21 protein-coding genes are annotated in these 25,000 nt (G+C 63.8%); 9 read left to right on the forward strand and 12 right to left on the reverse strand.

Going from position 1 to position 25,000, the window contains the following annotated elements:
- Positions 1-8: 8 nt before the first annotated feature.
- From sufC to IVB50_RS22985, 3 genes are all read right to left on the reverse strand, one after another.
- A complete protein-coding gene (gene sufC, locus IVB50_RS22975) occupies positions 9-761 on the reverse strand; it encodes a Fe-S cluster assembly ATPase SufC (protein WP_007609807.1) in 753 nt (250 codons plus the stop codon).
- A 62-nt stretch (positions 762-823) separates the two neighbouring features.
- Positions 824-2,320: a Fe-S cluster assembly protein SufB gene (sufB, locus tag IVB50_RS22980; RefSeq protein ID WP_027569858.1), complete on the reverse strand. Its 1,497-nt coding sequence runs from the start codon at positions 2,318-2,320 to the stop codon at positions 824-826.
- Positions 2,321-2,436: 116 nt separating this feature from the next.
- Positions 2,437-3,576: a cysteine desulfurase family protein gene (locus IVB50_RS22985; RefSeq protein ID WP_247297408.1), complete on the reverse strand. Its 1,140-nt coding sequence runs from the start codon at positions 3,574-3,576 to the stop codon at positions 2,437-2,439.
- A 343-nt stretch (positions 3,577-3,919) separates the two neighbouring features.
- On the opposite strand from IVB50_RS22985, the gene IVB50_RS22990 reads away from it, so the two are divergent.
- A complete protein-coding gene (locus IVB50_RS22990; protein WP_007591562.1) occupies positions 3,920-4,567 on the forward strand; it encodes an alpha/beta hydrolase in 648 nt (215 codons plus the stop codon).
- 7 nt (positions 4,568-4,574) lie between these two features.
- Complete coding sequence (locus IVB50_RS22995; protein WP_085358775.1) at positions 4,575-5,087, forward strand: DUF1697 domain-containing protein; 513 nt, start codon at positions 4,575-4,577, stop codon at positions 5,085-5,087.
- On the opposite strand, the gene IVB50_RS23000 is transcribed toward IVB50_RS22995, so the two are convergent.
- The 3 genes from IVB50_RS23000 to IVB50_RS23010 form a co-directional block, all read right to left on the reverse strand.
- The gene (locus IVB50_RS23000) at positions 5,084-5,407 is read right to left on the reverse strand and encodes a multidrug efflux SMR transporter (RefSeq protein WP_039799056.1); all 324 of its coding nucleotides are present in this window, start codon (positions 5,405-5,407) and stop codon (positions 5,084-5,086) included. The two genes, IVB50_RS22995 and IVB50_RS23000, sit on opposite strands and share 4 nt — an antisense overlap.
- A gap of 10 nt (positions 5,408-5,417) precedes the next feature.
- Positions 5,418-6,095 (reverse strand): glutathione S-transferase family protein, encoded by a 678-nt coding sequence (locus IVB50_RS23005; RefSeq protein ID WP_018454457.1) that lies wholly within the window; start codon positions 6,093-6,095, stop codon positions 5,418-5,420.
- Positions 6,096-6,193: 98 nt separating this feature from the next.
- On the reverse strand, positions 6,194-7,297 hold the full coding sequence (locus IVB50_RS23010; protein WP_018454458.1) for an anhydro-N-acetylmuramic acid kinase: 1,104 nt from the start codon (positions 7,295-7,297) through the stop codon (positions 6,194-6,196).
- A 164-nt stretch (positions 7,298-7,461) separates the two neighbouring features.
- Between IVB50_RS23010 and tyrS the strand changes: the two genes are divergently transcribed.
- From tyrS to IVB50_RS23030, 4 genes are all read left to right on the forward strand, one after another.
- On the forward strand, positions 7,462-8,715 hold the full coding sequence (tyrS, locus tag IVB50_RS23015; RefSeq protein WP_018454459.1) for a tyrosine--tRNA ligase: 1,254 nt from the start codon (positions 7,462-7,464) through the stop codon (positions 8,713-8,715).
- A gap of 57 nt (positions 8,716-8,772) precedes the next feature.
- Positions 8,773-10,044 (forward strand): MFS transporter, encoded by a 1,272-nt coding sequence (locus IVB50_RS23020; RefSeq protein WP_085353503.1) that lies wholly within the window; start codon positions 8,773-8,775, stop codon positions 10,042-10,044.
- A 219-nt stretch (positions 10,045-10,263) separates the two neighbouring features.
- On the forward strand, positions 10,264-10,668 hold the full coding sequence (locus IVB50_RS23025; RefSeq protein ID WP_018454461.1) for a DoxX family protein: 405 nt from the start codon (positions 10,264-10,266) through the stop codon (positions 10,666-10,668).
- A 371-nt stretch (positions 10,669-11,039) separates the two neighbouring features.
- Complete coding sequence (locus IVB50_RS23030) at positions 11,040-12,734, forward strand: methyl-accepting chemotaxis protein (RefSeq protein WP_204511088.1); 1,695 nt, start codon at positions 11,040-11,042, stop codon at positions 12,732-12,734.
- Between the two features lie 133 nt (positions 12,735-12,867).
- Here IVB50_RS23030 and IVB50_RS23035 read toward each other — a convergent pair whose 3' ends face one another.
- Entirely contained in the window at positions 12,868-16,665 is a 3,798-nt protein-coding gene (locus IVB50_RS23035; RefSeq protein WP_247297669.1) for a DUF3971 domain-containing protein, read from the reverse strand.
- 204 nt (positions 16,666-16,869) lie between these two features.
- Between IVB50_RS23035 and IVB50_RS23040 the strand changes: the two genes are divergently transcribed.
- From IVB50_RS23040 to IVB50_RS23050, 3 genes are all read left to right on the forward strand, one after another.
- The gene (locus IVB50_RS23040) at positions 16,870-17,562 is read left to right on the forward strand and encodes a peroxiredoxin (RefSeq protein WP_247297672.1); all 693 of its coding nucleotides are present in this window, start codon (positions 16,870-16,872) and stop codon (positions 17,560-17,562) included.
- Positions 17,563-17,672: 110 nt separating this feature from the next.
- A complete protein-coding gene (locus tag IVB50_RS23045; RefSeq protein WP_198957644.1) occupies positions 17,673-19,031 on the forward strand; it encodes a M23 family metallopeptidase in 1,359 nt (452 codons plus the stop codon).
- 99 nt (positions 19,032-19,130) lie between these two features.
- Positions 19,131-19,616, forward strand: coding sequence for a low affinity iron permease family protein (locus IVB50_RS23050; protein WP_026232740.1), 486 nt, complete (start codon positions 19,131-19,133; stop codon positions 19,614-19,616).
- Between the two features lie 117 nt (positions 19,617-19,733).
- Here IVB50_RS23050 and IVB50_RS23055 read toward each other — a convergent pair whose 3' ends face one another.
- The 5 genes from IVB50_RS23055 to prfB all read right to left on the reverse strand — a co-directional run bounded on the left by IVB50_RS23055 (position 19,734) and on the right by prfB (position 24,969).
- Positions 19,734-20,969, reverse strand: a complete 1,236-nt coding sequence (locus IVB50_RS23055; RefSeq protein WP_018454467.1) for an ABC transporter substrate-binding protein — start codon at positions 20,967-20,969, stop codon at positions 19,734-19,736.
- 106 nt (positions 20,970-21,075) lie between these two features.
- Positions 21,076-21,987 (reverse strand): DMT family transporter, encoded by a 912-nt coding sequence (locus IVB50_RS23060; RefSeq protein WP_247297410.1) that lies wholly within the window; start codon positions 21,985-21,987, stop codon positions 21,076-21,078.
- An 80-nt stretch (positions 21,988-22,067) separates the two neighbouring features.
- Positions 22,068-22,943, reverse strand: coding sequence for a DMT family transporter (locus IVB50_RS23065; RefSeq protein ID WP_204511085.1), 876 nt, complete (start codon positions 22,941-22,943; stop codon positions 22,068-22,070).
- A gap of 13 nt (positions 22,944-22,956) precedes the next feature.
- The gene (locus IVB50_RS23070; protein ID WP_085353511.1) at positions 22,957-23,838 is read right to left on the reverse strand and encodes an NAD(P)-dependent oxidoreductase; all 882 of its coding nucleotides are present in this window, start codon (positions 23,836-23,838) and stop codon (positions 22,957-22,959) included.
- A protein-coding gene (gene prfB, locus IVB50_RS23075) for a peptide chain release factor 2 (RefSeq protein ID WP_143273426.1) occupies positions 23,838-24,969 on the reverse strand; the annotation gives its coding sequence in 2 pieces (ribosomal slippage) (positions 23,838-24,899 and positions 24,901-24,969; 1,131 coding nt in all). The genes IVB50_RS23070 and prfB overlap by 1 nt, the downstream gene beginning before the upstream one ends.
- Between the last annotated feature and the right edge of the window lie 31 nt (positions 24,970-25,000).

Raw genomic sequence — 25,000 nt, forward strand, 5'->3', positions numbered from 1 at the left:
AAAATTCCTTACGCGGCGTCCTCGAACTGGGCGTAGCCGGACGCTTCCAGCTCCAGCGCCAGTTCCTTGCCGCCGCTCTTCACGACACGGCCTTTTGACATCACGTGCACGACGTCAGGCACGATGTAGTTCAGCAGCCGCTGATAATGGGTGATGACGACCATCGCGCGCTTGGGCGAATGCAGCGCGTTGACGCCGTCGGCCGCAATCCGCAGCGCGTCGATGTCGAGGCCGGAATCCATCTCGTCGAGGATGCACAGGCTCGGCTCGAACAGCGCCATCTGCAGTACCTCGTTGCGCTTCTTCTCGCCGCCGGAGAAGCCGACATTGACACCGCGCTTGAGCATGTCCTGCGGGATGTTCAGCGACTTCGAGACTTCGCGGACTTTCTTCAAAAAGTCGGGCGTCGAATATTCGCCCTCGCCGCGCGCCTTGCGCTGCGCGTTCAGCGCGGTGCGCAGGAAATTCATGGTGGAGACGCCGGGGATCTCGACCGGATACTGGAACGCCAGGAACACGCCCTTGGCGGCCCGTTCGTTGGGCGCCATCGCGAGCAGGTCTTCGCCCTTGAACAGGATCTCGCCGTCGGTGACCTCGTAACCAGGCTTGCCGGCGATGACGTGGGACAGCGTCGATTTGCCGGAGCCGTTCGGCCCCATGATCGCGTGGATCTCGCCCTCGTTCACGGTCAGCGTCAACCCATGGAGGATCTCACGCTCCTCGACACGAACCTTGAGGTCTTTCACTTCAAGCAAAGCCATCTTGGTGTCCAGTTTATTCAAATGATGCATAGGGCGCGCGACGCGCGCCGCGAGGGCCGGCGCTAGCCGACCGATCCTTCAAGCGAGATCGAGATCAGCTTCTGCGCTTCCACCGCGAATTCCATCGGCAGTTGCTGCAGCACGTCCTTGACGAAGCCGTTGACGACGAGGCCGACCGCCTCCTCCTGCGTGAGGCCGCGCTGGATGCAGTAGAACAGCACGTCCTCGGAGATCTTGGACGTGGTGGCCTCGTGCTCGAACGTCGCCGACGAGTTCTTGGCTTCGATGTAGGGCACGGTGTGCGCGCCGCATTTGTCGCCGATCAACAGCGAATCGCAGGCGGTGAAGTTGCGCGCGCCGGTCGCCTTGCGATGCGCGGTAACGAGCCCGCGATAGGTGTTCTGCGACTTGCCGGCTGCGATTCCCTTGGAGATGATGCGGCTCGACGTATTCTTGCCGAGATGGATCATCTTGGTGCCGCTGTCGACCTGCTGATAGCCATTCGAGATCGCGATCGAGTAGAATTCACCACGCGAATTGTCGCCGCGCAGGATGCAGCTCGGATACTTCCAGGTGATCGCCGAACCAGTCTCGACCTGGGTCCAGGAGATCTTGGAATTGTTGCCGCGGCAGTCACCACGCTTGGTGACGAAATTGTAGATGCCGCCCTTGCCTTCCGAATTGCCGGGATACCAGTTCTGCACCGTCGAATATTTGATCTCGGCGTCGTCGTGCGTGACGAGCTCGACCACGGCCGCGTGCAGCTGGTTCTCGTCGCGCTGCGGCGCGGTGCAGCCCTCGAGATAAGAGACGTAGGAGCCCTTGTCGGCAATGATCAGCGTGCGCTCGAACTGGCCAGTGTTGCGCTCGTTGATGCGGAAGTAGGTGGACAGTTCCATCGGGCAGCGCACGCCCGGCGGCACGTAAACGAACGAGCCGTCCGAGAACACCGCCGAGTTCAGCGTTGCGTAGAAATTGTCCGACGTCGGCACCACGGATCCCAGATATTTCTGCACCAGCTCGGGATGCTCGCGGATCGCCTCCGAGATCGGCATGAAGATCACGCCGGCCTTCTTCAGCTCGGCCTTGAAGGTGGTCGCAACCGAGACCGAATCGAACACCGCGTCGACCGCGATCTTGCGCCTGTTGGGGTCTTCCTCGCCGGGCTTCGGCTCGACGCCTTCGAGCATGGCGACTTCCCGCAAGGGAATGCCGAGCTTCTCGTAGGTCTTGAGGATTTCGGGATCGATCTCGTCGAGCGAGGTGATCGTCTTTTTCGGCTTCGGCGCCGAATAGTAATAGAGGTCCTGGAAGTCGATCTTGGGATAGTCGACGCGGGCCCAGGTTGGCTCGGTCATGGTCAGCCAACGCCGATAGGCCTCGAGCCGCCACTGGAGCATCCAGGCGGGTTCGTTCTTCTTCTCGGAGATGAACTTGACGGTCTCTTCCGACAGCCCCTTGGGGGCCTTGTCGGACTCGATCAGGGTCTCAAACCCATAACGATACTGGTCGACGTCGATGCGCTTCACGCGCTCGACCGTCTCTTGCACGGCTGGCATTCTATCCTCCGCTCGCGGTTTCAAGGACCGCGGTGGATCATCAAACTCGGACGACTATTACGATGTTTCTTGGCGGGACGCACGCGCTTAGAACCGTTCAAGGCGTGTTTCATCGCTTATCCCTTAAGTAGGGTATTACCGAGCTTTCGCCAAGCCTCTAACGCCCTGTTGATGTCATCCGGCTCCGTGGACCAGCCCAGACTGAGACGCACCGCTCCTTGGGCGACGGTCGGATCATACCCCATTGCCGACAACACGTGGGACGGCTGCACCTTGCCCGAGGAACAGGCAGATCCCGAGGACACCGCGACACCTTCGAGGTCGAAACCGATCACCGCCGTCTCGGCTTTCAACCCGGGAGCCGTGAAAAGAACGGTGTTAGGTAACCGCCCAACATCACTTGAGAAGACCGTTGCACCCGCCATGGAGCAAATGCCATTTTCCAAGCGATCTCTTAGGCTTGCCATCCGCTCCGCATCCTCGGGCAAAGCCTGAAGGGCGACCCGCACCGCTGCGCCGAAGCCGGCAATACCGGCGACATTCTCGGTTCCGGCGCGCCGGTTCAGCTCCTGCCCGCCGCCTCGGAGCAACGGCTCAAGTCCGGCCACGCCCTCGGCCACGACCAGCGCGCCGACCCCCTTGGGGCCGCCGATCTTGTGTGCAGAAAAGGTCGCAAGGTCTGCGCCGATCACTTTGATATCAAATGAGATTTTTCCAAACGCCTGGATTGCGTCGACGTGCAGCAGGCCGCCAGCCCCGTGAACGATTCCCGCGGCCTCGGCGATGGGCTGCAGCGCGCCCGTCTCGTTGTTGGCCGCCATGATGGAGATCAGCGCCGGCGGGCCGTCGCCGAGCAGCGCCTTCAAATGGTCGAGGTCGATCACGCCGGAGCGCGTGACCCTGATCTGACCGATCTGATCGGTCGGGAACCGGCCGCCCGCCAGCACCGAAGCATGCTCGACAGCCGAGACCAGAAGCCGCTCGACAGGCCCGCCAGAGGGCCCTCGAAGACCCGGTGACAGCGCCAGCGCGTTGGCTTCGGTTCCCGTGGAGGTAAAAACCGCGTTCCGCGGCAGCGCGCCGACGGAGGTCGCAAGCAGGGCCCGCGCGTCCTCGACAAGGCGCCGCGCCTCGCGCCCCTCGGCATGAACCGAGGACGGATTGCCGATGAGCTCGGAGGCTGCGAGCATCGCGCTTCGGGCCTCGGCGCGAAGCGGCGTGGTCGCATTCCAGTCGAGATAGATGCGGCTCGGCATAGAGTATTATATTACCTGAGACTGATTGCTGCGCCAGCGCTGGTACCCGACATGGGCTCCCCTGGAGCACTTGGCAATCTCGATTCCGGATTCCCCCATCGCGCGACGACGCGGCCATGACGCTAACGCCTTGAGCTCATTGGGCGATGTTCAAGATGCTTGCTTTTTGACCCTCGGCTCATGTTAGAACGCGCGCGTCAGTTCGCCGCGCGCCGCTCGCGCATCATCCGAGGGCGCCGCTCCACCCTTCCATTCGCGGCTTGATCGGCCCAGCAGCCGATGAAATCCGCACAATCGGTTGATTGTTGAAGAGCGTCTTCAAGGGATCAATCAAGAGATCATCATGCCTGAAGTTATTTTCACCGGCCCCGCCGGCCGCCTCGAAGGCCGCTACCATCCGGCCAAGCAGAAGAACGCGCCAATCGCGATGGTCCTGCATCCGCATCCGCAGTTCCACGGCACGATGAATCATCAGATCATCTACCAGTGCTACTATGCGTTCGCGCATCGCGGCTTCTCGGTGCTGCGTTTCAATTTCCGTGGCGTCGGCCGCAGCCAGGGCTCGTTCGACCACGGCACCGGCGAATTGTCGGACGCGGCCGCGGCGCTCGACTGGGCGCAGACCATCAATCCCGAAGCGCGCGCCTGCTGGGTTGCCGGCTTCTCCTTCGGCGCCTGGATCGGCATGCAGCTGCTGATGCGCCGCCCCGAGGTCGAGGGCTTCATCTCGATCGCGCCGCCCGCCAACCTCTACGACTTCTCGTTCCTCGCACCCTGCCCGTCCTCGGGGCTGATCGTGCATGGCGAGAAGGACGCGGTGGTGCCGCCCAAGGACGTCAACACGCTGGTCGAGAAGCTGAAGACCCAGAAGGGCATCGTGATCGACCAGCAGGTCATCCCGGGCGCCAACCACTTCTTCGACGCCAAGCTCGAGCCGCTGATGGAAACCATCACCGCCTATCTCGACATGCGCCTCGCCAACGTGCGCTGAGCTTTCCGTGGGTGCGTTCATCGCATTGCTGCGTGCCGTGAATGTCGGCGGCACCGGCAAATTGCCGATGAGCGAACTCAAGGCCATGTGCGAGGAGCTCGGCTACGCCGCCGTGCGCACCTATATTGCAAGCGGCAACGTCGTCTTCACAAGCCGCAAGTCGCAATCTGCGATCAAGACCGCACTCGAAAAGCGGTTGCACGCCTATGCCGGCGCGCCGGTCGGCGTGCTCGTGCGCAGCGCCACCGAGATGGCGCAGGTCTTGGCCGATAATCCGTTTCCAAAGGCCGCCCCCAACCGTACCGTCGCGATCTTCCTCGACAAGGCGCCGCCGGCGGATGCGCTCGCCGGCATTCGCGGCCAGAACAAGGAGGAGATCCGCCTCGGCCGCCGCGAGATCTACGTGCATTACGGCGACGGCATGGGCACGTCGAAGCTGGTCATCCCCGCCGCCAAGACCGGCACCGCGCGCAACATGAAAACGATCGCGACGCTCGCGAAAATGGCCGCAGAGCTCTAGGCCAGCTTGAGCGCCGCGATCCCCGTCAGCACCAGCAGGATCCCCGCGATCTTCATCGCGCTCAGCGCCTCGCCGAACAGCACCACACCCATGACGACGGTGCCGGCGGCGCCGATGCCGGTCCAGACCGAATAGGCGACGCCGACCTCGAGCACCTTCAAAGCACGCCCGAGCAGGACAACGAAGGCTACGAGCAGCACGAGCGAAACGACGCTCCAGCCAGCGCGCGTGTAGCCTTCCGCATATTTCATCGAGATCGCCCAGCCAACATCGAGTGCGCCTGCGATCACCAGCATCAGCCAGGCCATGGATTGCGACATCGGCGTGGGCTCAGGCCGCAAGCTTGAGCAGATGCGCGTCGTGGCGCACGAGGAAGGCGCGCAGCAATTGCGGATAGTCCGCGCCCACCGCAGTACGGACGCTCGGACGCTTCGCCAGTTCGGCGCGCCATGCGCGGACCTTCGGCACATCGCGGAAAATGCCGTGGTCGGTCAGCTCGTCGAACAGATCGAAGTAGCGGAAGACGGGGGCGAATACGGCGTCGACGAGACTGAACGCTTCGCCAGCAAAATAAGGACCGGCACCGAGCGCCGCTTCGACCCGGGCGAACTTCACCATCAGCGCCTGGCGCTTGCTCTCGAACGTCGCCGCATCGGTCGTGGTCTCTAGGCCCCAGAGATCGGCGAGCACTGCTGAACCGAACTCCATCCACGCCCGGTGCTCGGCACGCTCCAAGGCATCCGCCGGATGCAGTCTCACGCCGCCTTGCGTCTCCTCGATGTACTCGCAGATCACGTTGCTCTCGAACAGCGCGACCTCGCCCTTCTCGCTCGTCACGACCAGCACCGGCACCTTGCCGAGCGGCGACAGTTTGAGAAACCAGTCGGGCTTATTGGCGAGATCGATGTCGACCCGCTCGAACGGCACGCCCTTCTCGTTGAGCGCGATCACCGCGCGCTGCACATAGGGGCAAAGCTTGTGGCTGATCAGTTTCAGTGAAGCGGTCATGGCGAGAATCCCGACGGTTAGATGCAACTGCATCAAAGATAGATGCATGTGCATCTACCTGTCAAGATCAATGCATCTGCATCATCCCGCCTATCATCTCAAGGCCGCGCGATCACCCCGCCCGTCATCGGCATCGGCACGCCCGTGGTCCCGGGATACGACAGCGGCAGGCCCTTCAGGCCGCGCGCGGCGAGGAAGCCGAAGGCCTGCGCCTCGATGGCGTCGGAGGCCCAGCCGACTGCCTCCGCGGCCTCGACAGTGGCGGACCCAACGCGCTCCCGCAGCATCTGGAGCATGGTCCGGTTGCGGGCGCCGCCGCCGCAGACGATCCAGCTCCGCGGCCTGCGTGGCAGCAGCGGGATGATGCGGGCGATGGCCGCCGCGGTGAAGGCGGTCAGGGTCGCGGCGCCGTCGGCCGGCAGGACATCGCCGAGCTTTAGTGCGGCAAAATCGTTGCGGTCGAGCGATTTCGGCGGCGGGCTTACGAAGAACGGCAGCTCCAGCGCCCGCGCGATCCAGGCTTCGTCCGCCTTGCCGAGGGCTGCGAGCTTTCCGTCCGCGTCGAACGCCTGGTTCATGGTGCGGTACATGAAATCGTCGAGCAGCGCGTTGCCGGGTCCGGTGTCGCAGGCAATCAGCGTGTCGTTGCCGTCGATATAGGTGATGTTGGAGACGCCGCCGATATTGACCACGATGATCGGCCCTTCGCGCTCCAGCGAATGGGCGAGCGCGCGGTGATAAACCGGCACAAATGGCGCGCCCTGCCCGCCGGCCTCGACGTCGGCGGCGCGAAAATCATGCATCACCGGGATATGGATCGCCCTGGCCAGCGCCGGCGCGTCGCCGATCTGCACCGTCAGCCGCTTCTCGGGGCGGTGCAGCACGGTCTGGCCGTGGAAGCCGACGATGTCGATGTCTTCCGGCTTCATCCGGTTCTGGGCGACGAAGGCGGCCACCGCCTCGGCATGCGCGAGCGTCACTGCGCGTTCGGCCTCGGCCAGAACTCCCGGCCTAGCATCGCGTTGCGCCAGGTGCACGGCCTCGCTCAGCGCCTGACGCAGCAGGTTGCGCTCCGCCGGGCTATACGGCCGGTAGCCGGACGGCCCGAATGCCTTCACCTGCTTTCCGTCGGTTTCGATCAGCGCAACATCCACCCCGTCCAGCGAGGTGCCGCTCATCAAACCGAGTGCCGTCAACATCATGGATCAGCGTCCTCAAGAGACCCTTCCGGCATGCCGATCTTGTGCCAGAGGGACACATCTTATAATGCCACAGGCCAAAGTAGCGGGCAGCAACCGAGTTCCCACGGATGACCCTTAAATTGCTCCCAAAACAGTAAACCAAGAATTGTCAGGCGCGCCGACAAATGACTGCATTCAAATCGGATTTCCTCAATACGCTGCAGGAACGTGGATTCATCCACCAATGCTCCGATTTCGAGGGGCTGGACGCCCTCGCCGCCAAGGGCGAGGCGACGGCTTATGTCGGTTACGATTGCACCGCCCGCTCGCTGCACATCGGCAACTACCTGACCATGATGATGCTGCACTGGCTGCAGCAGTCCGGCAACAAGCCGATCACGCTGATGGGCGGCGGCACAACCATGGTCGGCGATCCCTCCGGAAAGGACGAGACGCGCGCGATCCGCACCGTCGCCGAGATCGAGGCCAACAAGGAATCGATCCGCGGCGTGTTCGCAAAGGTGCTGCGCTATGGCGGGGGCAAGAGCGACGCCATCATGCTCGACAATGCCGAGTGGCTGACAAAGCTCAACTACATCGAGATGCTGCGCGACGTCGGGCGGCATTTCTCGGTCAACCGCATGCTGACGATGGACTCCGTGCGCCTGCGCCTCGAGCGCGAGCAGGAGATGAGCTTCATCGAGTTCAACTACATGATCTGCCAGGCCTACGACTTCGTCGAGCTCGCCAGGCGGACCGGCTGCAACTTGCAGATGGGCGGCTCCGACCAGTGGGGCAACATCATCATGGGCGTCGATCTCGGCCGCCGCATGGGCACGCATCAGCTGTTCGCCCTGACGACGCCGCTGCTGACGACGGCGTCGGGGGCCAAGATGGGCAAGACCGCTCAGGGCGCGGTCTGGCTCAACGCCGACCAGTTCTCGCCGTATGATTTCTGGCAGTACTGGCGCAACACCGAAGACGCCGACGTCGGCAAGTTCCTCAAGCTGTTCACGACGCTGCCAATGACCGAGATCAGGAAGCTCGAGGCGCTCGGAGGCTCCGAGATCAACGAGGCCAAGAAGGTGCTCGCCACCGAGGCGACCGCGCTCCTGCATGGCCGCGACGCAGCGAACGAGGCGGCCGAGACCGCGCGCCGCACCTTCGAGGAAGGCGCGCTGGCCGAGAGCCTGCCGACCGTGGAAATTCCGCGCGGCGAGTTCGACGCCGGCCTCGGCGTGCTCAACGCCTTCGTCAAGGCGGGCCTCGTTGCCTCCAACGGCGAAGCACGGCGCCAGATCAAGGGCGGCGGCCTGCGCGTCAATGACGAGCCCGTCACCGACGAGAAGATGGCGTTGTCGGCGGCCGACCTGACGCCGGAAGGCGTGGTCAAGCTGTCGTTCGGCAAGAAGAAGCACATCCTCCTGAGGCCTGCATAGGCGTATGAGCTTTTCGCTGCTTGTCAGGGCGCGCTGAAGCGCGCTCCCTGATCGGCAATGGACCAGAACACGCTAGAGGAACAGTCCAAGCAAGCGACCAGGGAACGCGTCACGGCGACGCCGCAGGGCGTCGTGCGCACCGCGCTGGTGGTGCTCGCGCTCTGCTTCACACTCGCCGTGCTCGGCCGCGGCCTCAGCGAAAGCTTCACCGTCTTCCTGAAGCCGATCTCGGAAAACTTTGGCTGGGATCGCGCCCAAGTGGTCTCGATCTATTCGCTGACGTGGCTCGTCAGCGGACTGACGGCGCCGTTGGTCGGGCGCCTGTTCGATCATTCCGGACCGCGCATCGTCTATGCACTGGGCCTTTTGCTGCTCGGCTCGGCCTTCCTGATCGCAAGCCACGCGCAGTCACTCTGGCAGTTCCAGCTCTCGATCGGACTCTGCGTCGGCATTGGCGTCGCCTTCATCGGCAATGTGCCGAACTCGATCCTGCTGGGCCGCTGGTTCGGCCCAAAACTCCCGACCGCGATGGCGGTGGTCTACTCGGCCATGGGTGGCGGCGTGCTGGCGCTGCTGCCGGCCTCGCAGCTTTTGATCGATCATCTGGGGTGGCGCGAAACCTACCAGCTGTTCGGCTTCGCCGCGCTCGGCCTGCTGGTGCCGCTCATGCTGCTGCCATGGCGGCTGTTCGCCTCGGGCTCGCCGCAGATCGCGAAGAAGACCGATCCGGATTTCGTCGATCACGGCTGGACCCTTCCGAGCGCGATGCGCCATCACGCCTTCTGGGCGCTGTTCTCGACATTCTTCTTCACCGCGGTCGGCATGTATGCGATCGCCGCCCAGATCGTGGCCTATTTGATCGATGCCGGCTTTCCACCGCTGCAGGCCGCCACGGCCTGGGGCTTCTCCGGCATCGTGCTGGTGTTTGGCATGCTAGGCGTGTCCGCGCTCGACGGCCTGATCGGTCGCCGGCCGTCGGTGCTGCTCAGCTACGCGATCTCGATCCTCGGCATCTTCCTGCTGTGGCTGTTGCAATACTCCGCCAATTTCCTCCTGCTCACCGGATTCGTGGTCTGCTTCGGCAGCATGATGGGCTCACGTGGACCGCTGATCACGGCGACCGCGATGAAGATCTTTGGGGGCAAGCGCGTCGGCACCATCTACGGCACCATCTCGATCGGCAGCGGGCTCGGCTCGGCTTTCGGCTCCTGGAGCGGCGGCCTGATCCATGACGCGACCCATGGCTACAACGCGCTGCTCGCCTTCGCACTCGCGAGCGTGGTGCTCGGGATGATCCCGTTCCTGGTCGTGCCCGCCTTGCGGCGGTAGGTCTCCTGAAGGTAACTTGAGCGCATTCGCGTCACCGGGAAATTACGGATGGGCACGACGCGAACAGCTACGAAGATGTGGATCGCACGCGGCTGAAAGTCCTTCCTGCGGTGTTTTGTCCGACATGACAAAAATGTCAGCGCAAATTGCCCTTGGGCGGCTTGCAGGGCGGAACTGAATGCGGTCCTAGTCGCAGCATTGGATGGAGGGCACAAACCAATGAACTTTCCCTATCTCGTTCGCTTTCAACCGGTTCTCTTGAGCCTGTTTCGCTTCATCACCGGCCTGCTGCTGTTCCAGTACGGTGTCGCCAAGCTGTTCAAGTTTCCGGTGCTTCCCTACTTCGCAAACATCCCGCCGATCATCTACGCAGCCGGTACGCTTGAGCTCGTGCTTGGCGCGTTGCTGATGATCGGCCTGTTCACCCGCCTCGCGGCATTCATCCTCTCGGGTGAGATGGCCTTCGCCTATTTCATGGGGCACATGTTCAAGGGCGAAACGCCGGTGTTCCTGCCGCTGCTCAATGGTGGCACCGCGGCGATCCTGTTCTGCTTCGCCTGCCTCTACCTCTCGGCAGCCGGCGGCGGCTCGGTCAGCGCCGATGCGGCGATGGGCAAGGACTAGCGGCGCGTTCGCGCGGCGCTGAGGCGTCAGCGATTGATTCGCGAATGAAGAGATGGCATCCGTATGTTCACGGGTGCCATCTCAGCGCGAGCCCAGCACGTTCCAGACCAGGACGAGGACCGCGACCAGCAGCATCGACATGATGAGGCGGTGAACGAATCGGTTCATTGCCGCTCCCAACGGATTAGGTCGCGACTAAAGACCCACACGATTTTTCTCCGAGTTGACGCGCCATGCGCCCGAGAAGCGCATGACGACCTGCATGTTTGCGCACGCCGCTTGCGCGGCAGCCGTCGCACGCGTCCATTCATGATTGGTAAGAATTTCATGCTACCGACGCGAGCAACAATAACCATTCCGTCGAGGCCGTGATGAAGCTGCTGAGTCACCTCAAGATCCGCACCAAGCTCGCCAGCATGGTCTGTCTTTCGGCACTCACGGTCACGGCCATCATCGGGGTGTCGTCCGTGCTCAGCAAGAGCCGCATGCTGGAGGATCGCGTTCAGCAGATGCGGACCGCGGTCGACATGCTCCACAACCTCGCCCAATCACTCGAAGAGGAGGTCGGCGCCGGCAAGCTGACGCAGGCCGAAGCGAAAATCCAGTTCCATCTGCGCGGCCGCCGCATGAGCTTCAATGGCGGCCAAGGCTATCCGGTGGTCTATAACGCCGATACCTCGATCCTGATCAATGGCGCGAACCAGCAGCTCGAAGGCAAGATCACGGGCGCCAAGGACTCCAACGGTGTCCTCATCGCAGATGCGATCGTAACGGCCGGCAACCAGGCTGCTCAGGGCGGCGTAACCTCATATCTCTACCCCCGCCCCGGCCAGACGGAGCCCGTCCGCAAGACCGTTTTCGCGCGCAAATTCGCGCCCTGGAACGCGACGATCAGCTACGGCCTCTATGTCGACGACATCGACGCCGACGTGCGAGCCTTGACGCTGGAGCTGGGGGCGATTGGCATCGGCTTGATGCTGCTGATGGCGACACTGTCCTGGCTGATCGCCCGCGACGTGCTCGGCGCGCTCGATCGCCAGAAGAACCGCATGCAGGCCATTTCCGAAGGCGCCATCGACACGGCGGTCGAGGAGACCGGTCGCGGCGACGAGATCGGCCGCATGGCCGAGACCCTCGAAGTGCTCAGGCAGACCGCGCTGACGGCCCGCAAGCTGGAGGCGGAGCAGGTCGCCACCAAGACCCGCAGCGAACAGGAGAAGCGCGACGCGCTGATCTCGCTTGCCGACCGGTTCGATGCCTCCGTCGGCCAGCTCGTCGGCCTGATGGCCTCGGGCTCCGGCGAGCTGGAGGTCACCGCCAAGTCGATGTCGTCGACCGCGGAAGGCACCAACCGCCGCGCCGCCGTCGTCGGCTCGGCCGCCACCGAAGCCAGCCAGCGCGTCCAGACGGTCGCGGCCGCCGCCGAGGAGCTCTCCTCCTCCATCACCGAGATCAGCCGTCAGGTCGCGCAGTCCGCCGTGGTCACCGGCCGCGCCGTGGACAGCGCACGCCGCACCGACACCATCGTGCGCGCTCTCTCGGACGGCGCCCAGCAGATCGAGCACGTCGCCGAGCTGATTTCCAGCATCGCGGCGCAGACCAATCTGCTCGCGCTCAATGCCACCATCGAGGCGGCACGCGCCGGTGAAGCCGGCCGCGGCTTTGCTGTCGTCGCTTCGGAGGTGAAATCGTTGGCGAGCCAGACTGCCGAAGCCACCCGCGAGATCGGCGACAAGATCGCCCAGATCCAGGGCGCGACCAAGGAAGCGGTGGACGCCATCGGCGGCATCACCGCCACCATCGAGGAGGTCAGCCGGATCGCCACCTCGATCGGCGCCGCGATCGAGGAGCAAGGCGCCGCCACCGCCGAGATCGCCCGCAGCGTCTCGCAGACCGCGGAGGCCACCCTGGAAGTCACCACCAATATCGGGGGCGTCAGCACGGCAGCGAACGAGACCGGCAATGCCGCAGGCATGGTGCTCGCAGCAGCCTCAAACCTCTCCAAGCAGGCCGAGCAGCTCTCTGGCGAAGTCGGGACTTTCCTGGCGGGCGTGCGCGCGGCGTAAACGGCAGGCACCAAAGCCAGCACGTCGTCATGGCCGGGCTTGTCCCGGCCATCCACGTTCTACTTGCTTATGGACATAAAGTTCGTGGATGCCCGGGACAGGCCCGGGCATGACGAAGTCGGCAGCCCCTTCGCTATCGCCGCGCGAGGGTGCACCCGCTCGATAGCTGGCGCGTCGATCCGGTCGAGCCATCGTTCGACTGCGACGGGAATTCCTCGAACGGCGAGTTCTGTTTGCCGGTGTTGAATTCGAAGATCTTGCGGAACAGACCGGGGGCCATCGCCGAAATCGGGTTGACGCGCATTACGGGCGCTGCCGGCGTGCCGACGACCTCGTAGGTCACGCCGATCAATCCTTCATTGTTGCCGCCGCCGAGGAAGATGCCGAACAACGGGATCTGGCCGAAGATGTTGTTGACGCCGTACATCGGGACGAAGGTGCCGCTCATACAAACCTGGTTGCCGGGAAAGTCGATTGAGCCCTCGATGGTGGCGCCGATCATCGGCCCCTTGACCACGCCGTCGCGGATCGTGAGCGCGCCGTTCTGCCGCGTGAACTCCGCGCGCATCGCCGTGAAGGCTACGCCGTTCTGGGCGCCGTTGGGAGCCCCCGCCGCGACGCGATCGAGTTGCTCCATTCCCTTGACCGAGAAGTCACGCACATTGATCAGTCCTTCCCGTGTCGTAGGCTCGGACGTCGGCGGCTCCATCGCCACCACCATCTGGCCGCCGAAGACCTTGTTGGTGGTGTCTGTGAAGCGCAGGAAGTTGCCGGCATCGCTGGTCTGGAGATAGATCACCTCGCGGTTGCCCTGGGCGCGGCCGCCGCGCAGGTCGGCGGCCACGGGCGTGTCTTTTCCGATCCTGCCGCTCAGCGTGAAGGCTTTGACCGCACCATTGCGCCGCGACATCTTGGCGTCGACGCTGCGCATCGCCTCGCCGTTGAAACCCATGACGGCGCCGAGCTTCACGTCGATGTCGAAATCGAGGTTCTTCGTCTTGCTCTTGGCATCGTCCTTTGAATTGCCTGAGATCGCCGACTTCAGGAAGCCGCGGCCGTCGAATACGTCGCCGCGCATCGTACCCTTGAGCACGCCGTCCTGGCTGCGCTCCACTTTCAGTGAGGCCTTGTCGCCGTCGGATGGCGCGTAGGTCGGGAAGTTCGCGTTCATGAGCTCGCCGTTGGCATCGACCTCGAGCGACCCCTTGATCGAGGCGCCGCCGCCTTCGATGACGATGTCCTCCAGACGCGTCGATTGCGCCGTCGGCACCACCTTGAAGCTGGCCTTGCCCGCTCTTCCCGGCAGCTTGACCCAGCCGGGCAGGATGTTGTCGAGCTTGACCGAGGTCAGGTCGGCCTCGATGCCGAGCTTCGTCGTCTGGTCGGGTCCCCCGGCGATCTTGCCCGACAGTTTGATCGGCACCGATCCGCTGACGGCGGGACCCAGATCGAATCCGAGGCGCGCGCGGCTCGCATCGTCCAGCGTGGTCTGCAGTTTGACGTCCGCATCGCCCTCGGCCGGCTTGCGGTAATCGAGCGAGGCCGCCTGCCCGTTGATCTTGACGTCGCCCTTGACCTGATAGCCCTGGTTGCTCGCGACGATCTTGAGGTTGTTGGCCTCCAGCTTTTGGTTCATCACCAGCTTGTCGGCACCAAAACCGTTGAGATCGGCCGTAACGCTGTAGGTGGTGTCGGCTTTGGTCAGCTCGCCCTTGACCGGCAGCCCAAGCTGGACGTTCGCCGAGAACGTCCCCTTGCTGGTATTGGGATCGATGACGGTCGACGACAGATCGCTCAAGCGATCGTTGGAAAGCATTTCGGCGGCCGCAGGCACCGGACCTTCGACACGAAACCTCGTCCGCGACGGCGACGGCTTGGGCGCCATATCGGGCACCTCGAAGACGAAGTCGGAAATCGTGACCTTGCGGCCCGCCGGCGTATCGGCAATGCCCTGCCCGATGTTCACCGTCGCGGTGCGGCCGGTCACGCGCGCCTTCAAATCGGCATCGTGCACCACCGGCAGGCCATCGACGGGGCGAACCGTGACACCGCTCGCCACGATATTGACCGACAAGCCGTCGTCGGGAATGGGTGGGCCCTTGCGCGGAAGATTCTTCGTCGGTGAATTAACGCCGATCTCGATGCGCTGGAGCGTTCCACGCTCGATCCGCTCGATCACCCATTCGCGCAACTCGGGAACGACAAGGGTCGGCCACATCCGCTTGAACGCGGAGGCCGACATCGGCGTTCCCGCGAAACCCAATGTCAGCCGCGGCTCGCCCGAATAGTCGATGGCACCGGTGCCGGCGACGCCGATCTCTCCGTTGGAGATATCGGCCTGGGTCAACAGCAGCCTCTTGTGGTCGGTATCGAAGCGGAAGCCGATCGCAATGCGGTTGAAGACCAGCGGCGGCTCGTTGTCGATGCCGGCGAGCAGGATCGAACCGCCGCTGAAACCGAGCTGCCAGTCATTGACGGTGCCGTTGGGCGGCTCGACATGAGCCAGAAGCGTCAGGCGGTTCGCGCCCGAGAGGACCTTGAACGGAGCGACCAGCACCCGCCGGTTGGCGTCCCACTCGACATTGATCTCGGCCGAGTCGATCGCCATCGGATAATCGGGCGTATCGGTGTCGATGATGTTGCCCGCACCGACCGTGATCTTGCCGCGAAAGAAAGTCGGCACGCCGTCGCGGCCGAGCTCGCCCTTGATCTCGCCGGTCAGCGGCAGGTCGGCGGTGTAGGTGAGGTCCTTCACCCGCAGCGCCAGCAGGATGTTGGCGGTCGAGACCTTGTCGGCGCGGATATCGACCGAGCGCACGCCGTTCTCGGTGGGGCCGATCGTGGCACGCAACGACCACGGACGCGCGCCCTCTTCACCGAGGCTGAGCGCGACGCCGCCACGGCTCGGTCGGCGCAGGCTGAGCGTGATGTTCTCAAACGTCCATTTGCTGCCGCGCTGCTGGTCGTCGACGATCAGATTGCCGTTCTTCAGGCCGATCTCGTTGAGATTCTGGCCGTCGAGGCCGGTCATGCTCAGACTGTCGAGCCAGTCGAGGCCCTGAAGAATGCCAGTCGGGGACGTGGCCTGGGGCGCGGCTTGCGGTGCGTCGGAGGTCGCAGGCTCGGTGGCGAATGGCGGCGGTGGCACACCGTTGCGCGGGAAAGTCGGCGGCAGTCCCGCGTCCCTTTTGGAGGCGACGCCGGTTGCGAGCGGCTTTGCGGTGTCGCCGGCCGATACCGTGACGGTGCCGTCAGGCGCGATCCGGATTGCGAGCTCGGCATCGACGAGGTTGAGGCTTTCGGCGCGCAGATGCCCCATCAGCAGGCCCGCACCCGACAGCTTCACCTCGGCCTTCGGCGCGGTGGCGACAATGACGTGATCGTGGTCGCGCACGACGATATCACGGATGCGCACGGCGATGCGGATCCGCCCGGCCCGCTCGATCTGCGTGCCGCCGACCTCCACGGTGTTGCCGTGACCGATATTGTCCTCGATCGCGGCCGCGAGCCACGGCGTCGCAATGTCGAGATTGATGGGACCGGCGCCGAGCCGCCACCACAGCGCGCCGAAACAGCCGACGAAGATGACGACCAGGACACCGACGACCACGGCCACGCGCTTCAGCCAGCGACCGCCGCCCAACCAGCGGCGCAACGGCCCAAACCCGTCAGCGAAGCGATGGAAGCCCGAATTGGAACGCGACAACAGCCGGCGCGCCCGATGGCCCGCCGCCGCTTCCTGATCCGGATCCCAGTCGGCGTCGTCCCATTGCTGCTGCTCTGGTTGGCTGCCGCGCCGATCCAAATCCCGATTGTAATCCTGGGGCGACGTATTCCTTGCCATTGCCTCTCGATACAGGCGCCCGTCGTGGGATTGAGCGCCGCCGGGGCCGCAGCCGTCGACGGGAAGCGAAGCTTCCCGCGCCGGCATTGCCGCCATACCTCGAATATTCCTTCTGTTCGTCATGTCGCCCCGGGAGCGCGTTCAACGAGCAGTGGGGTGGTGCGTGGAATTCCTTGTAACCAGACTCCGGCGTCGTCAGACTCGCCCCGCCGAGGGCACGATTCCGGCATAGCGGAAAAGGGCTGCAATACCGCTTTGGTTGACCCGCCGAAAGCGACGAAAGGAAGGCGTATGTCCAAGAAATCCCAAAAGAAATCGTCCAAAACGCCCTCCGTCACTCCGACGGCTAAAAAGACGCCCGTGAAAGCGCGGGCTGCGACTCAAACCAAGTCCGCAAAAACACAGCGGACACCGGCGAGCAAATCAACTGGGACCATAGCAAAGACAGCATCGCATAAGGCCGCATCGAAACGGTTAAATTCTTCCAAATCGGCATTCGCGCCTGAAACGGCGGCGAAGGCCGGCTTGGCTGAGGGGCAGAAGGCTCCCGCCTTCCGCCTGCCCCGCGACGGCGGCGGCGTCGTCGCGCTGTCGGATTATACCGGCCAGAAGCTGGTCCTGTTCTTCTACCTCCGCGCCGACACGCCGGGCTGCACCAGGGAGGCCATCGATTTCACCCGGCTCACCGGCGCCTTCGCCAAGGCTGGCACCGCCGTGCTCGGTATCTCCGCCGATCCGGTCAAGGCTCAGGACAAGTTCCGGGACAAGCACGGTCTCGGCGTGCCCCTCATCTCGGACGAGACGCACGAGATGCTGGAGGCCTACGGCGCCTGGGGCGAAAAGTCCATGTATGGCAAGAACTTCCTGGGAATTCTTCGCACCACGATGCTGCTTGGCGCCGACGGCAAGATCGCGTGGATCTGGCGCAATGTCCGGGTCGAAGGCCACGCCGACGAGGTGCTGGAAGCCGCAAGGAGCCTTTAACCAATCATTTAAATTCAAGGGGTTCCGTTTCCGGAAAATTAACCATGACCGGCCCAGATTGCCGCGGCAATTAGGCCGAACGGACTCATCCGATCGGCGCGGGAGTGCCGATGTCGAAAAGTTCTGCCCAACTCTCGCAGTACCCCCAACATCACCCGCACGACCATGGACGGGCCTTTCATCGCCGTGCCGCCGCAGTGGCAACCGCGCTTCCCCTTCCGGACACCGACGACGCCTACACCATCGTGCATCACGGCAAGCAGGTTCGCCTGGGACCTGTGGTGTTCTGGATCGTGGTCGGCACTGTCGTGTTGCTCGGGCTCTGGTCGGCCGCAACCGCGACCTATTTCGCCTTCCGCGACGACGTCCTCACCCGGCTGATCGCCCGGCAGGCCGAGATGCAATACGCCTATGAGGACCGCATCGCCGAGCTGCGCGCCAAGGTCGACCGCACCACTAGCCGGCAGCTGCTCGACCAGGAGCAGTTCGACCAGAAGCTCGACCAGATCATGAAGCGCCAGACGGCGCTGGAGTCCCGTGCCACGGCGCTCGGGTCCATGCCGGACGTGACCGGATCGATTCCACGTTCCACCCCGCAGCGTGGCGATGCCAGCCAGACGACGCAGGGCACGCCAAAGCCCTCGCCGATCAGCGACACCGTGATCTTCGTGGCGCCGCCGGATCGCGAAGCGCGGCTCGAATCGCGCGCGCCGACCCTCGCAGCTCCGCCCGTCAATCAATTCGCCAAGAACCAGGGGTTCGACAACGTCGTCGTTCGGCTCACGACCTCGCTGGACCAGGTCGAGCGTCGCCAGATGGCGGCGCTCAACGCCGTCGAGGAAGGCATGGATTCGCGCATGCGCCGGATGCGCGGCGTCGTCAGCGATCTCGGCCTGAACCTCGCAAATCTCGAAGCCGCCGTGCCGCGCACCGCGATGGGCGGGCCGTTCGTGCCTGTTAAAATCACCGCCAGTTCGGGGCCGTTCGAGAAGCAGCTCTATCGCATCAACAACACCCGAGCCGAGATGGACCGGCTCAATCGCACGCTCGCGCTCGTGCCCTATCGCAAGCCCGTCATCGGCGAGGTCGAGTTCACCTCCGGCTTCGGCGTGCGCAGCGATCCGTTCCTCGGCCGGCCCGCGATGCATACCGGGCTCGACTTCCGCGCCGCGAGCGGCGATCCCGTTCGCGTCACCGCCAACGGCAAGGTCGTCTCGGCCGGCTGGTCCGGCGGCTACGGCCGCATGATCGAGGTCGATCACGGCAATGGCCTTGCGACGCGCTACGGCCATCTCTCCGAGATCAATGTCCGGGTCGGCGAGATCGTTAGAATCGGCCAGGTCGTTGGTCTCGTCGGGTCGACCGGCCGTTCCACCGGGCCGCATCTGCACTATGAAACCCGGATCGACGGCGAAGCGGTCGATCCGCAGAAGTTCTTGCGCGCCGGCGTGCGACTCAGCGCGGGCTAGGCTCGTTGAGAGCGCGCTCGTCTCGTCCCAGGTTTACATGGCGGAACTTCGGAGTTCCATCCGCGTTAGGTCGCAGGTCCTCAATGGCGCGATCTTCTGATGCAACAGATCCATACGAAAGCTCGTCCGGCCAAGGGCAAAGCGGACCAGCCACGTAACAACGCGGCTCAACTCTTCAGCGATATTGCTAACCGAACATCTCAAGCGGCCGGGCGAGCGCTGACATTCATGATTGCAGCCGGCATCATCCTGGTTTGGGCGGTCACCGGTCCCATCTTCCATTACTCCGACACATGGCAGTTGGTGATCAACACCGGCACCACCATCGTGACATTCCTGATGGTCTTCCTGATTCAGAATTCCCAGAATCGCGATAGCGCGGCCATTCAGGTGAAGCTCGACGAACTGATCCGGGTGAGCGCGGTGCAAAATTCCTTCGTGGGAATTGAGCATTTGACCGACGACGAGCTCGACGAGATCCGCACCAAATGTGAGCTTCGCGCCAAGGCCGAAAAGGTCGGAGACGAGACAGTCAAGAATACCGGCAAGAAGGCGAAACGCGCCGCCGATCTCGTCACCGAATAAGCGGACGGATGCCGGGAACGACGAGGTGCGCAGCTTCGTTCGCAATCGCAACGCTTCGGCAGGCTCGCCCCGTCTTCATCACACCAGGCAACTGGCCCGCCGCGGAGCCAGCCCTGACTATTGGCCGCGCTCGTGGCCGACCTCACCGGTGATGACGTCGCCGAACAACTCCCAAGCCTGGCCGTTGAAGCGCATCAGCTGCATCTGCTCGATCGGAAAATAATCGTCGGCCGAAGTGTTGACCATGATCCCGGGCAGCATCAGGTCGGTGTGAAAATCCTTCAGGCTGGTGGCCTGCTTCATCACGTTGTCACGGGTGAGATTGTCGCCGCACTGCCTCAGCACCTGCGCCATCGCCTCCGCCTGGACGTAGCCATAAAGGTTGTTGGCGTTGGTCTTGTCCCCTTCGGGATAGTACTTATCCATGAAGGTGCGCCACGCGACGACCGCCGGATCCTTGTCCCAGGTCGGGTCGGTCGGATCCTTCAAATATGCTGTCGAGATGATATCCTTGGCATAGTCGAGCCCGGCGGGCTTGAGCACCGAGGCGATCGAGGTAGCCGTATTGGCGAGGAAGAATTTTGGCTTCCAGCCGAGCTCGCCGACCTTCCGGATCGCCTGTGCCGAGCCTTTCGGCGCGGCCCATGAGAAGAAGATGTCGGCGCCGGAATCGTGAAGCGCAACGATCTGCGAGTCGATCGAGGGATCGCTGACCTCATAGGATTTGTCGGCGATGATCATATCGGCCTTGTCACCGAGTCCGTCCTTCAGGCCCTTGAACTGGTCCTTGCCAGCATCGTCGTTTTGCCAAAGAACGGCGATCTTGCTGTTGGGGAAGTTGTCGCGGATATACTTCGCGTAGATCCGCCCCTCGCTCTGGTAGTTCGGCTGGAAGCCCATGGTCCAAGGGAAATTCTTGGGGTCGCCGAATTTGGTGCCGCCGGAGGCGACGAAGAGCTGCGGCACCTTCTTGGCGTTCATGTATTTCATGATGGCGGAGTTCGAAGGCGTGCCGAGCGGCTGGAAGATCAGCAACACCTCGTCGCTCTCCACCAGCTTGCGCGCCTGCTCGATCGCCTTTGGCGGCGAATAGGCGTCGTCATAGCTGATGAAATTGATCTTGCGACCGTTGATGCCGCCCTGGTCGTTGATCATCTTGAAGAACGCGGCCTCGGTCTTGCCGATCACGCCATAGGACGACGCCGGCCCGCTATAGGGCATGATGTTGCCGAGCTTGATTTCGGTGTCGGTGGCGCCGGGATCGTATTTCTTCTGCGCCAGGGCCGGCGTCGTGACGAGCACGCCGGCAGCAAGAATGGCGAGGGCAGCAAGGTTATTGCGACGACCCAGCATCGTTCTCTCCCCTGTTTTGTAGTCTTGTTTTGCCGAGAGTGTCGCAAGCTCGCTTACGGCTGGCAAGCGCCGCGATTTTCCGTGAGATGAAACGAGCGCTCCAGAACTATGTGCCGCGCCGCAGCAGCTCCAGAACGCGCCCGTCGATCACCAGCAATGCGCTGCCGATCACGATCGCGCCCGCGATCTCTCGCATCCAGATCGGCTCGCCCAGCACAAGCCATCCCAGAAGAATGGCGGTGACGGGAATGAGCAGTGTCACCAGCATCACATTGGTCGCGCCCGACCGCCGCAGGATCTGGAAGAAGACGATATAGGCGAGCGCCGTCGACAACCCGGCAAGGCCGAGCACCGCGAGCCAAATCGTCACGCCCGGCAGCGGGAGACGCCACGGCTGCTCCGCTGCGCCGGCCACGATCGCCATCATCACCGTGGAAGCCATCAGTTGAAACGCGGCCGTCCCCAGCGGCGGGGAGTCCTTCAACAACCGGCGCGCCGCCGGCGCGGCGAAGCCATAGCTGAAGGCGCCGCCGAGGCAGAGCAGGATGCCCAGCCCCTGCCCCGCCCGTGTCTCGACACCCCATCCGTGCAGGATGATCACGCCGGCGAGGCCCAGTGCCACGCCGGCGACGCGGCGGAGCCGCAAGGCCTCTTCGCCCGCCGCGGCCATCACGATGACCGTGAACAGCGGCGTGGTGGCATTCAGGACCGACGCCAGCCCGCTCGGAATGAAGGTCTGGCCGACCACGATCAGCGAGAACGGAATGACGTTGTTGAGGAGCCCAATCGCGACGAACGGCTTCCAGCCGGCGATGCCCTTGGGAAAGCCAATACCCTGGATACGGAGCAGCGGTAGCAGAATGGCGGCGCCAAGTGCAACGCGCAAAAGCACCAGCGTGAGCGGCGGCAATTCCCGCAGCGCCGCGCCGTCGAAAAAGAACGAGCCGCCCCAGAGCGCCGAGAGCACCGTGAGCAGCGACCAGTCGCGCGCGTCGATACGGTTGTCGTTCGGGGACATGGGCGTCTCACAGCGATGGTCCGATCTGCTAGGACTGCGCGACCAGAATTGCCACCCGATTTCCGGGTAAAGGGCGAGATTCAGGATCGATCGCGACTTCGCGCGTCAACCGCGATATCCGCAACCACCGCCCCAATGACCAGGGCACCGCCAACAAGGGCGTGGACAGCAGGTATCTCGCGAAAGGCAATCCAGATCCAGAACGGCATCAGCGGCGTTTCCAGCGTCGCAATCAGGGAAGCCTGGCTCGACGGCAGGAGGCGCGAGCCGAGCATGTAGAATGTCAGCCCCAGCGCCACCTGAAAGCAGCCGAACATCGCGAGGATCGCGAGGTTGGCGCTGTCGATATGGACGAGGTCGTGCGCAAACGGAAGGCTGACGAGGCTTCCCAGGAAATTCGACAACGCCGCCGCTGCCACCATCGATGTCTCCTGGTAGCGTCGGATCACAACCGTCATCGCCGAGATGGCGAGTACCATGAGGCAGCTCAGCGCCACGCCTCCAACATCAGCCCCGGCTTCGATGCCTCCGACCGTGATGGCGACGCCGCCAAAGGCAACGAGGCTCGCGATCAGGGTACGCCATGTTACGGCTTCGCCAAGCCACAGCCACGCCAGCGCCGCGGCCACGAAAGGCTGCGTGGAGATCAGCACAGCCACATTCATCACCTTGGTCATCTGGAGCGCGGGGATGAAGGAAACCATGCCGAGCGTGGACAATGAGGCGACGAGCAAGCCGCCGCGTCCCGGCGCCACCAATTGCCGCAGCGCGCCGCGTCCCTGCATCACGACGAGAAACACCGAGATCAGACTGCCGCCGAACACGCCGCGCCAGAACAGAATGGTCCAGGGATCGAACGGCAACAGACGTGTGAAGAACGGCGCCGTGCTCCAGGCAATCGCAGCTGATATGACGAGGGCAATGCCGAGACCGCGTTCCGAACGAGGCTGCCCCATGTCGATGCGGCCGCTAGGACGGTTTCTTCGGCCGCGACACCAGTTCGATCATCTTGCCTTCGTCGTCGTCAGGCATCGCGGCCTTCGCTTGCGCGTAGGCTTCCACCGCGGCGCGCGCGACCAGCGGCTTGTCGGCCAGCAGGCTCTCGGCGAGCTTCACCGCGTAGGCGGCATCCTTGTGCCGCAGCGCTGCCGTGAATGTCGCGCCGGAGAAATCGCGGGAGACCATGCGCTTGGAATGACGCTGCACCTGCGGGCTCGCGGCCACGCCCGCCTGAATCGACTCCAGCACGAGGTTCATGTCGAGCCCGGCCTGCTCGGCAATGGCAAGCCCCTCGGCGAGGCCGGCGATCTGGATCGCGCCCATCAGATTGTTGATCAGCTTGTAGACCGTGCCGGAGCCGACCGCGCCGAAATGGCGGATGGTCGAGCCGATCGGCGTCAGATAAGGCCGCGCGCGTTCGAGATCGGCGGCATCGGCACCAACGAGCAACGTCAGCTTTCCGCTCGCGGCCGCATCCGGCAATCCCGTCACGGGGCAATCGATATAGATCAGCCCGCGAGCGTTCATCTCGCGGCCCATCTCGCGCGCATGGTCATAGGAGACGGTGGAGCATTCGATCGCAATGGTGCCGGCCTTCGCGGTCTTGGCTGCGCCCTCGGGCCCGAGCCAGACCGCACGCGAGGCCTCATCATCGGCGACCATGGTCACGACGGCGTCGGCGTCGATCGCCGCGTCCTCAGGCGAGGTCGCCCAGAGCGCGCCGCGCGCGATCAGGTCTTCCGCTTTTGTTTTACTGCGATTCCACAGCGTCACCGTGAAGCCAGCATCGAGATAGCGGCCGGCCATGCCATGGCCCATCCGCCCAAGCCCGATGAAGGCGATCCGGGGCATCAGTCGACGTCCTCGATGTCGGCGCCGGGAGTGCCGAAGGCGCGCTGCGCCAGGGTCGCGGCCATGAAGTCGTCGAGATCGCCACCGAGCACGCCTGATGTGTCGGAGGTCTGCACACCCGTGCGCAGGTCCTTCACCATCTGGTAGGGCTGGAGCACGTAAGAGCGGATCTGGTGGCCCCAGCCGATGTCGGTTTTGGCGGCCTGGTCGGCGGCGGCCTTCTCTTCGCGCCGCTTCAGCTCGATCTGGTAAAGCCGCGCGCGCAGCATGTCCCAGGCCTGCGCCTTGTTCTTGTGCTGCGAGCGGCCGGCCTGGCAGACCACGGCGACACCGGTCGGGATATGCGTCAGCCGCACCGCGGACTCGGTCTTGTTGACGTGCTGGCCGCCGGCACCACCGGAGCGCATGGTGTCGACGCGGACGTCGGATTCCTTGATGTCGATCTTGATGGTGTCGTCGATCACCGGAAACACAGCAACGGACGAGAACGAGGTGTGCCGCCGCGCGTTGGAATCGAACGGCGAGATCCGCACCAGGCGGTGCACGCCCGCCTCGGTCTTCAGCCAGCCATAGGCATTGTGGCCGGAGACCTGGATGGTCGCGGACTTGATGCCGGCCTCTTCGCCCTCGGACTCTTCCAGCACCTCGACCTTGAAGCCGTGGGTTTCGGCCCAGCGCGAGTACATGCGAAGCAGCATCTGGGCCCAGTCCTGGCTTTCGGTGCCACCGGCGCCGGCATGCACTTCGAGATAGGAATCGAAACTATCCGCCTCGCCCGACAGCAACGCCTCGAGCTCGCGCCGGGCGACTTCCTTCTTGAGGGTCTTGAGCGCGGCTTCGGCTTCCTTGACAACGCCCTCATCGCCCTCGGCTTCGCCGAGCTCGATCATGCCGATGTCGTCTTCGAGCTCCTGCTCGACCTTGCCGATGCCGGAGAGCGCATCCTCAAGCGAGGTGCGCTCCTGCATCAATTTCTGGGCTTTCTGGGGATCGTTCCAGAGATTGGGATCTTCTGCGAGCTTGTTCAGCTCAGCGAGGCGCGCCGTCGATTTCTCGACGTCAAAGATGCCTCCTCAGCAGCCCGACAGACTGCTTGATCTCTTCTACCAACCGTTCGATTTCGGCGCGCATGTGGTTCTCTGGTCTCGCGGAATTTTTCCGC

Origin of the sequence: Bradyrhizobium sp. 87, assembly GCF_023073015.1 — a bacterium.
Taxonomy (GTDB): Bacteria; Pseudomonadota; Alphaproteobacteria; order Rhizobiales; family Xanthobacteraceae; genus Bradyrhizobium; species Bradyrhizobium canariense_D.

Bases quoted from the DNA above. Each gene is read 5' to 3' on its own strand.
- IVB50_RS23005 (WP_018454457.1), bottom strand. From the start codon at position 6,095: ATGACCGCTTCACTGAAACTGATCAGCCACAAGCTTTGCCCCTATGTG.
- IVB50_RS22985 (WP_247297408.1), bottom strand. From the start codon at position 3,576: ATGCCGAGCCGCATCTATCTCGACTGGAATGCGACCACGCCGCTTCGC.
- IVB50_RS23035 (WP_247297669.1), bottom strand. From the start codon at position 16,665: ATGCCGGCGCGGGAAGCTTCGCTTCCCGTCGACGGCTGCGGCCCCGGC.
- IVB50_RS22990 (WP_007591562.1), top strand. From the start codon at position 3,920: ATGCCTGAAGTTATTTTCACCGGCCCCGCCGGCCGCCTCGAAGGCCGC.
- IVB50_RS23060 (WP_247297410.1), bottom strand. From the start codon at position 21,987: ATGTCCCCGAACGACAACCGTATCGACGCGCGCGACTGGTCGCTGCTC.
- IVB50_RS23045 (WP_198957644.1), top strand. From the start codon at position 17,673: ATGTCGAAAAGTTCTGCCCAACTCTCGCAGTACCCCCAACATCACCCG.
- sufC (WP_007609807.1), bottom strand. From the start codon at position 761: ATGGCTTTGCTTGAAGTGAAAGACCTCAAGGTTCGTGTCGAGGAGCGT.
- IVB50_RS23000 (WP_039799056.1), bottom strand. From the start codon at position 5,407: ATGTCGCAATCCATGGCCTGGCTGATGCTGGTGATCGCAGGCGCACTC.
- IVB50_RS23055 (WP_018454467.1), bottom strand. From the start codon at position 20,969: ATGCTGGGTCGTCGCAATAACCTTGCTGCCCTCGCCATTCTTGCTGCC.
- tyrS (WP_018454459.1), top strand. From the start codon at position 7,462: ATGACTGCATTCAAATCGGATTTCCTCAATACGCTGCAGGAACGTGGA.
- IVB50_RS23050 (WP_026232740.1), top strand. From the start codon at position 19,131: ATGCAACAGATCCATACGAAAGCTCGTCCGGCCAAGGGCAAAGCGGAC.
- sufB (WP_027569858.1), bottom strand. From the start codon at position 2,320: ATGCCAGCCGTGCAAGAGACGGTCGAGCGCGTGAAGCGCATCGACGTC.
- IVB50_RS23020 (WP_085353503.1), top strand. From the start codon at position 8,773: ATGGACCAGAACACGCTAGAGGAACAGTCCAAGCAAGCGACCAGGGAA.
- IVB50_RS23030 (WP_204511088.1), top strand. From the start codon at position 11,040: ATGAAGCTGCTGAGTCACCTCAAGATCCGCACCAAGCTCGCCAGCATG.
- IVB50_RS23070 (WP_085353511.1), bottom strand. From the start codon at position 23,838: ATGCCCCGGATCGCCTTCATCGGGCTTGGGCGGATGGGCCATGGCATG.
- IVB50_RS23040 (WP_247297672.1), top strand. From the start codon at position 16,870: ATGTCCAAGAAATCCCAAAAGAAATCGTCCAAAACGCCCTCCGTCACT.
- IVB50_RS23065 (WP_204511085.1), bottom strand. From the start codon at position 22,943: ATGGGGCAGCCTCGTTCGGAACGCGGTCTCGGCATTGCCCTCGTCATA.
- IVB50_RS23010 (WP_018454458.1), bottom strand. From the start codon at position 7,297: ATGATGTTGACGGCACTCGGTTTGATGAGCGGCACCTCGCTGGACGGG.
- IVB50_RS23025 (WP_018454461.1), top strand. From the start codon at position 10,264: ATGAACTTTCCCTATCTCGTTCGCTTTCAACCGGTTCTCTTGAGCCTG.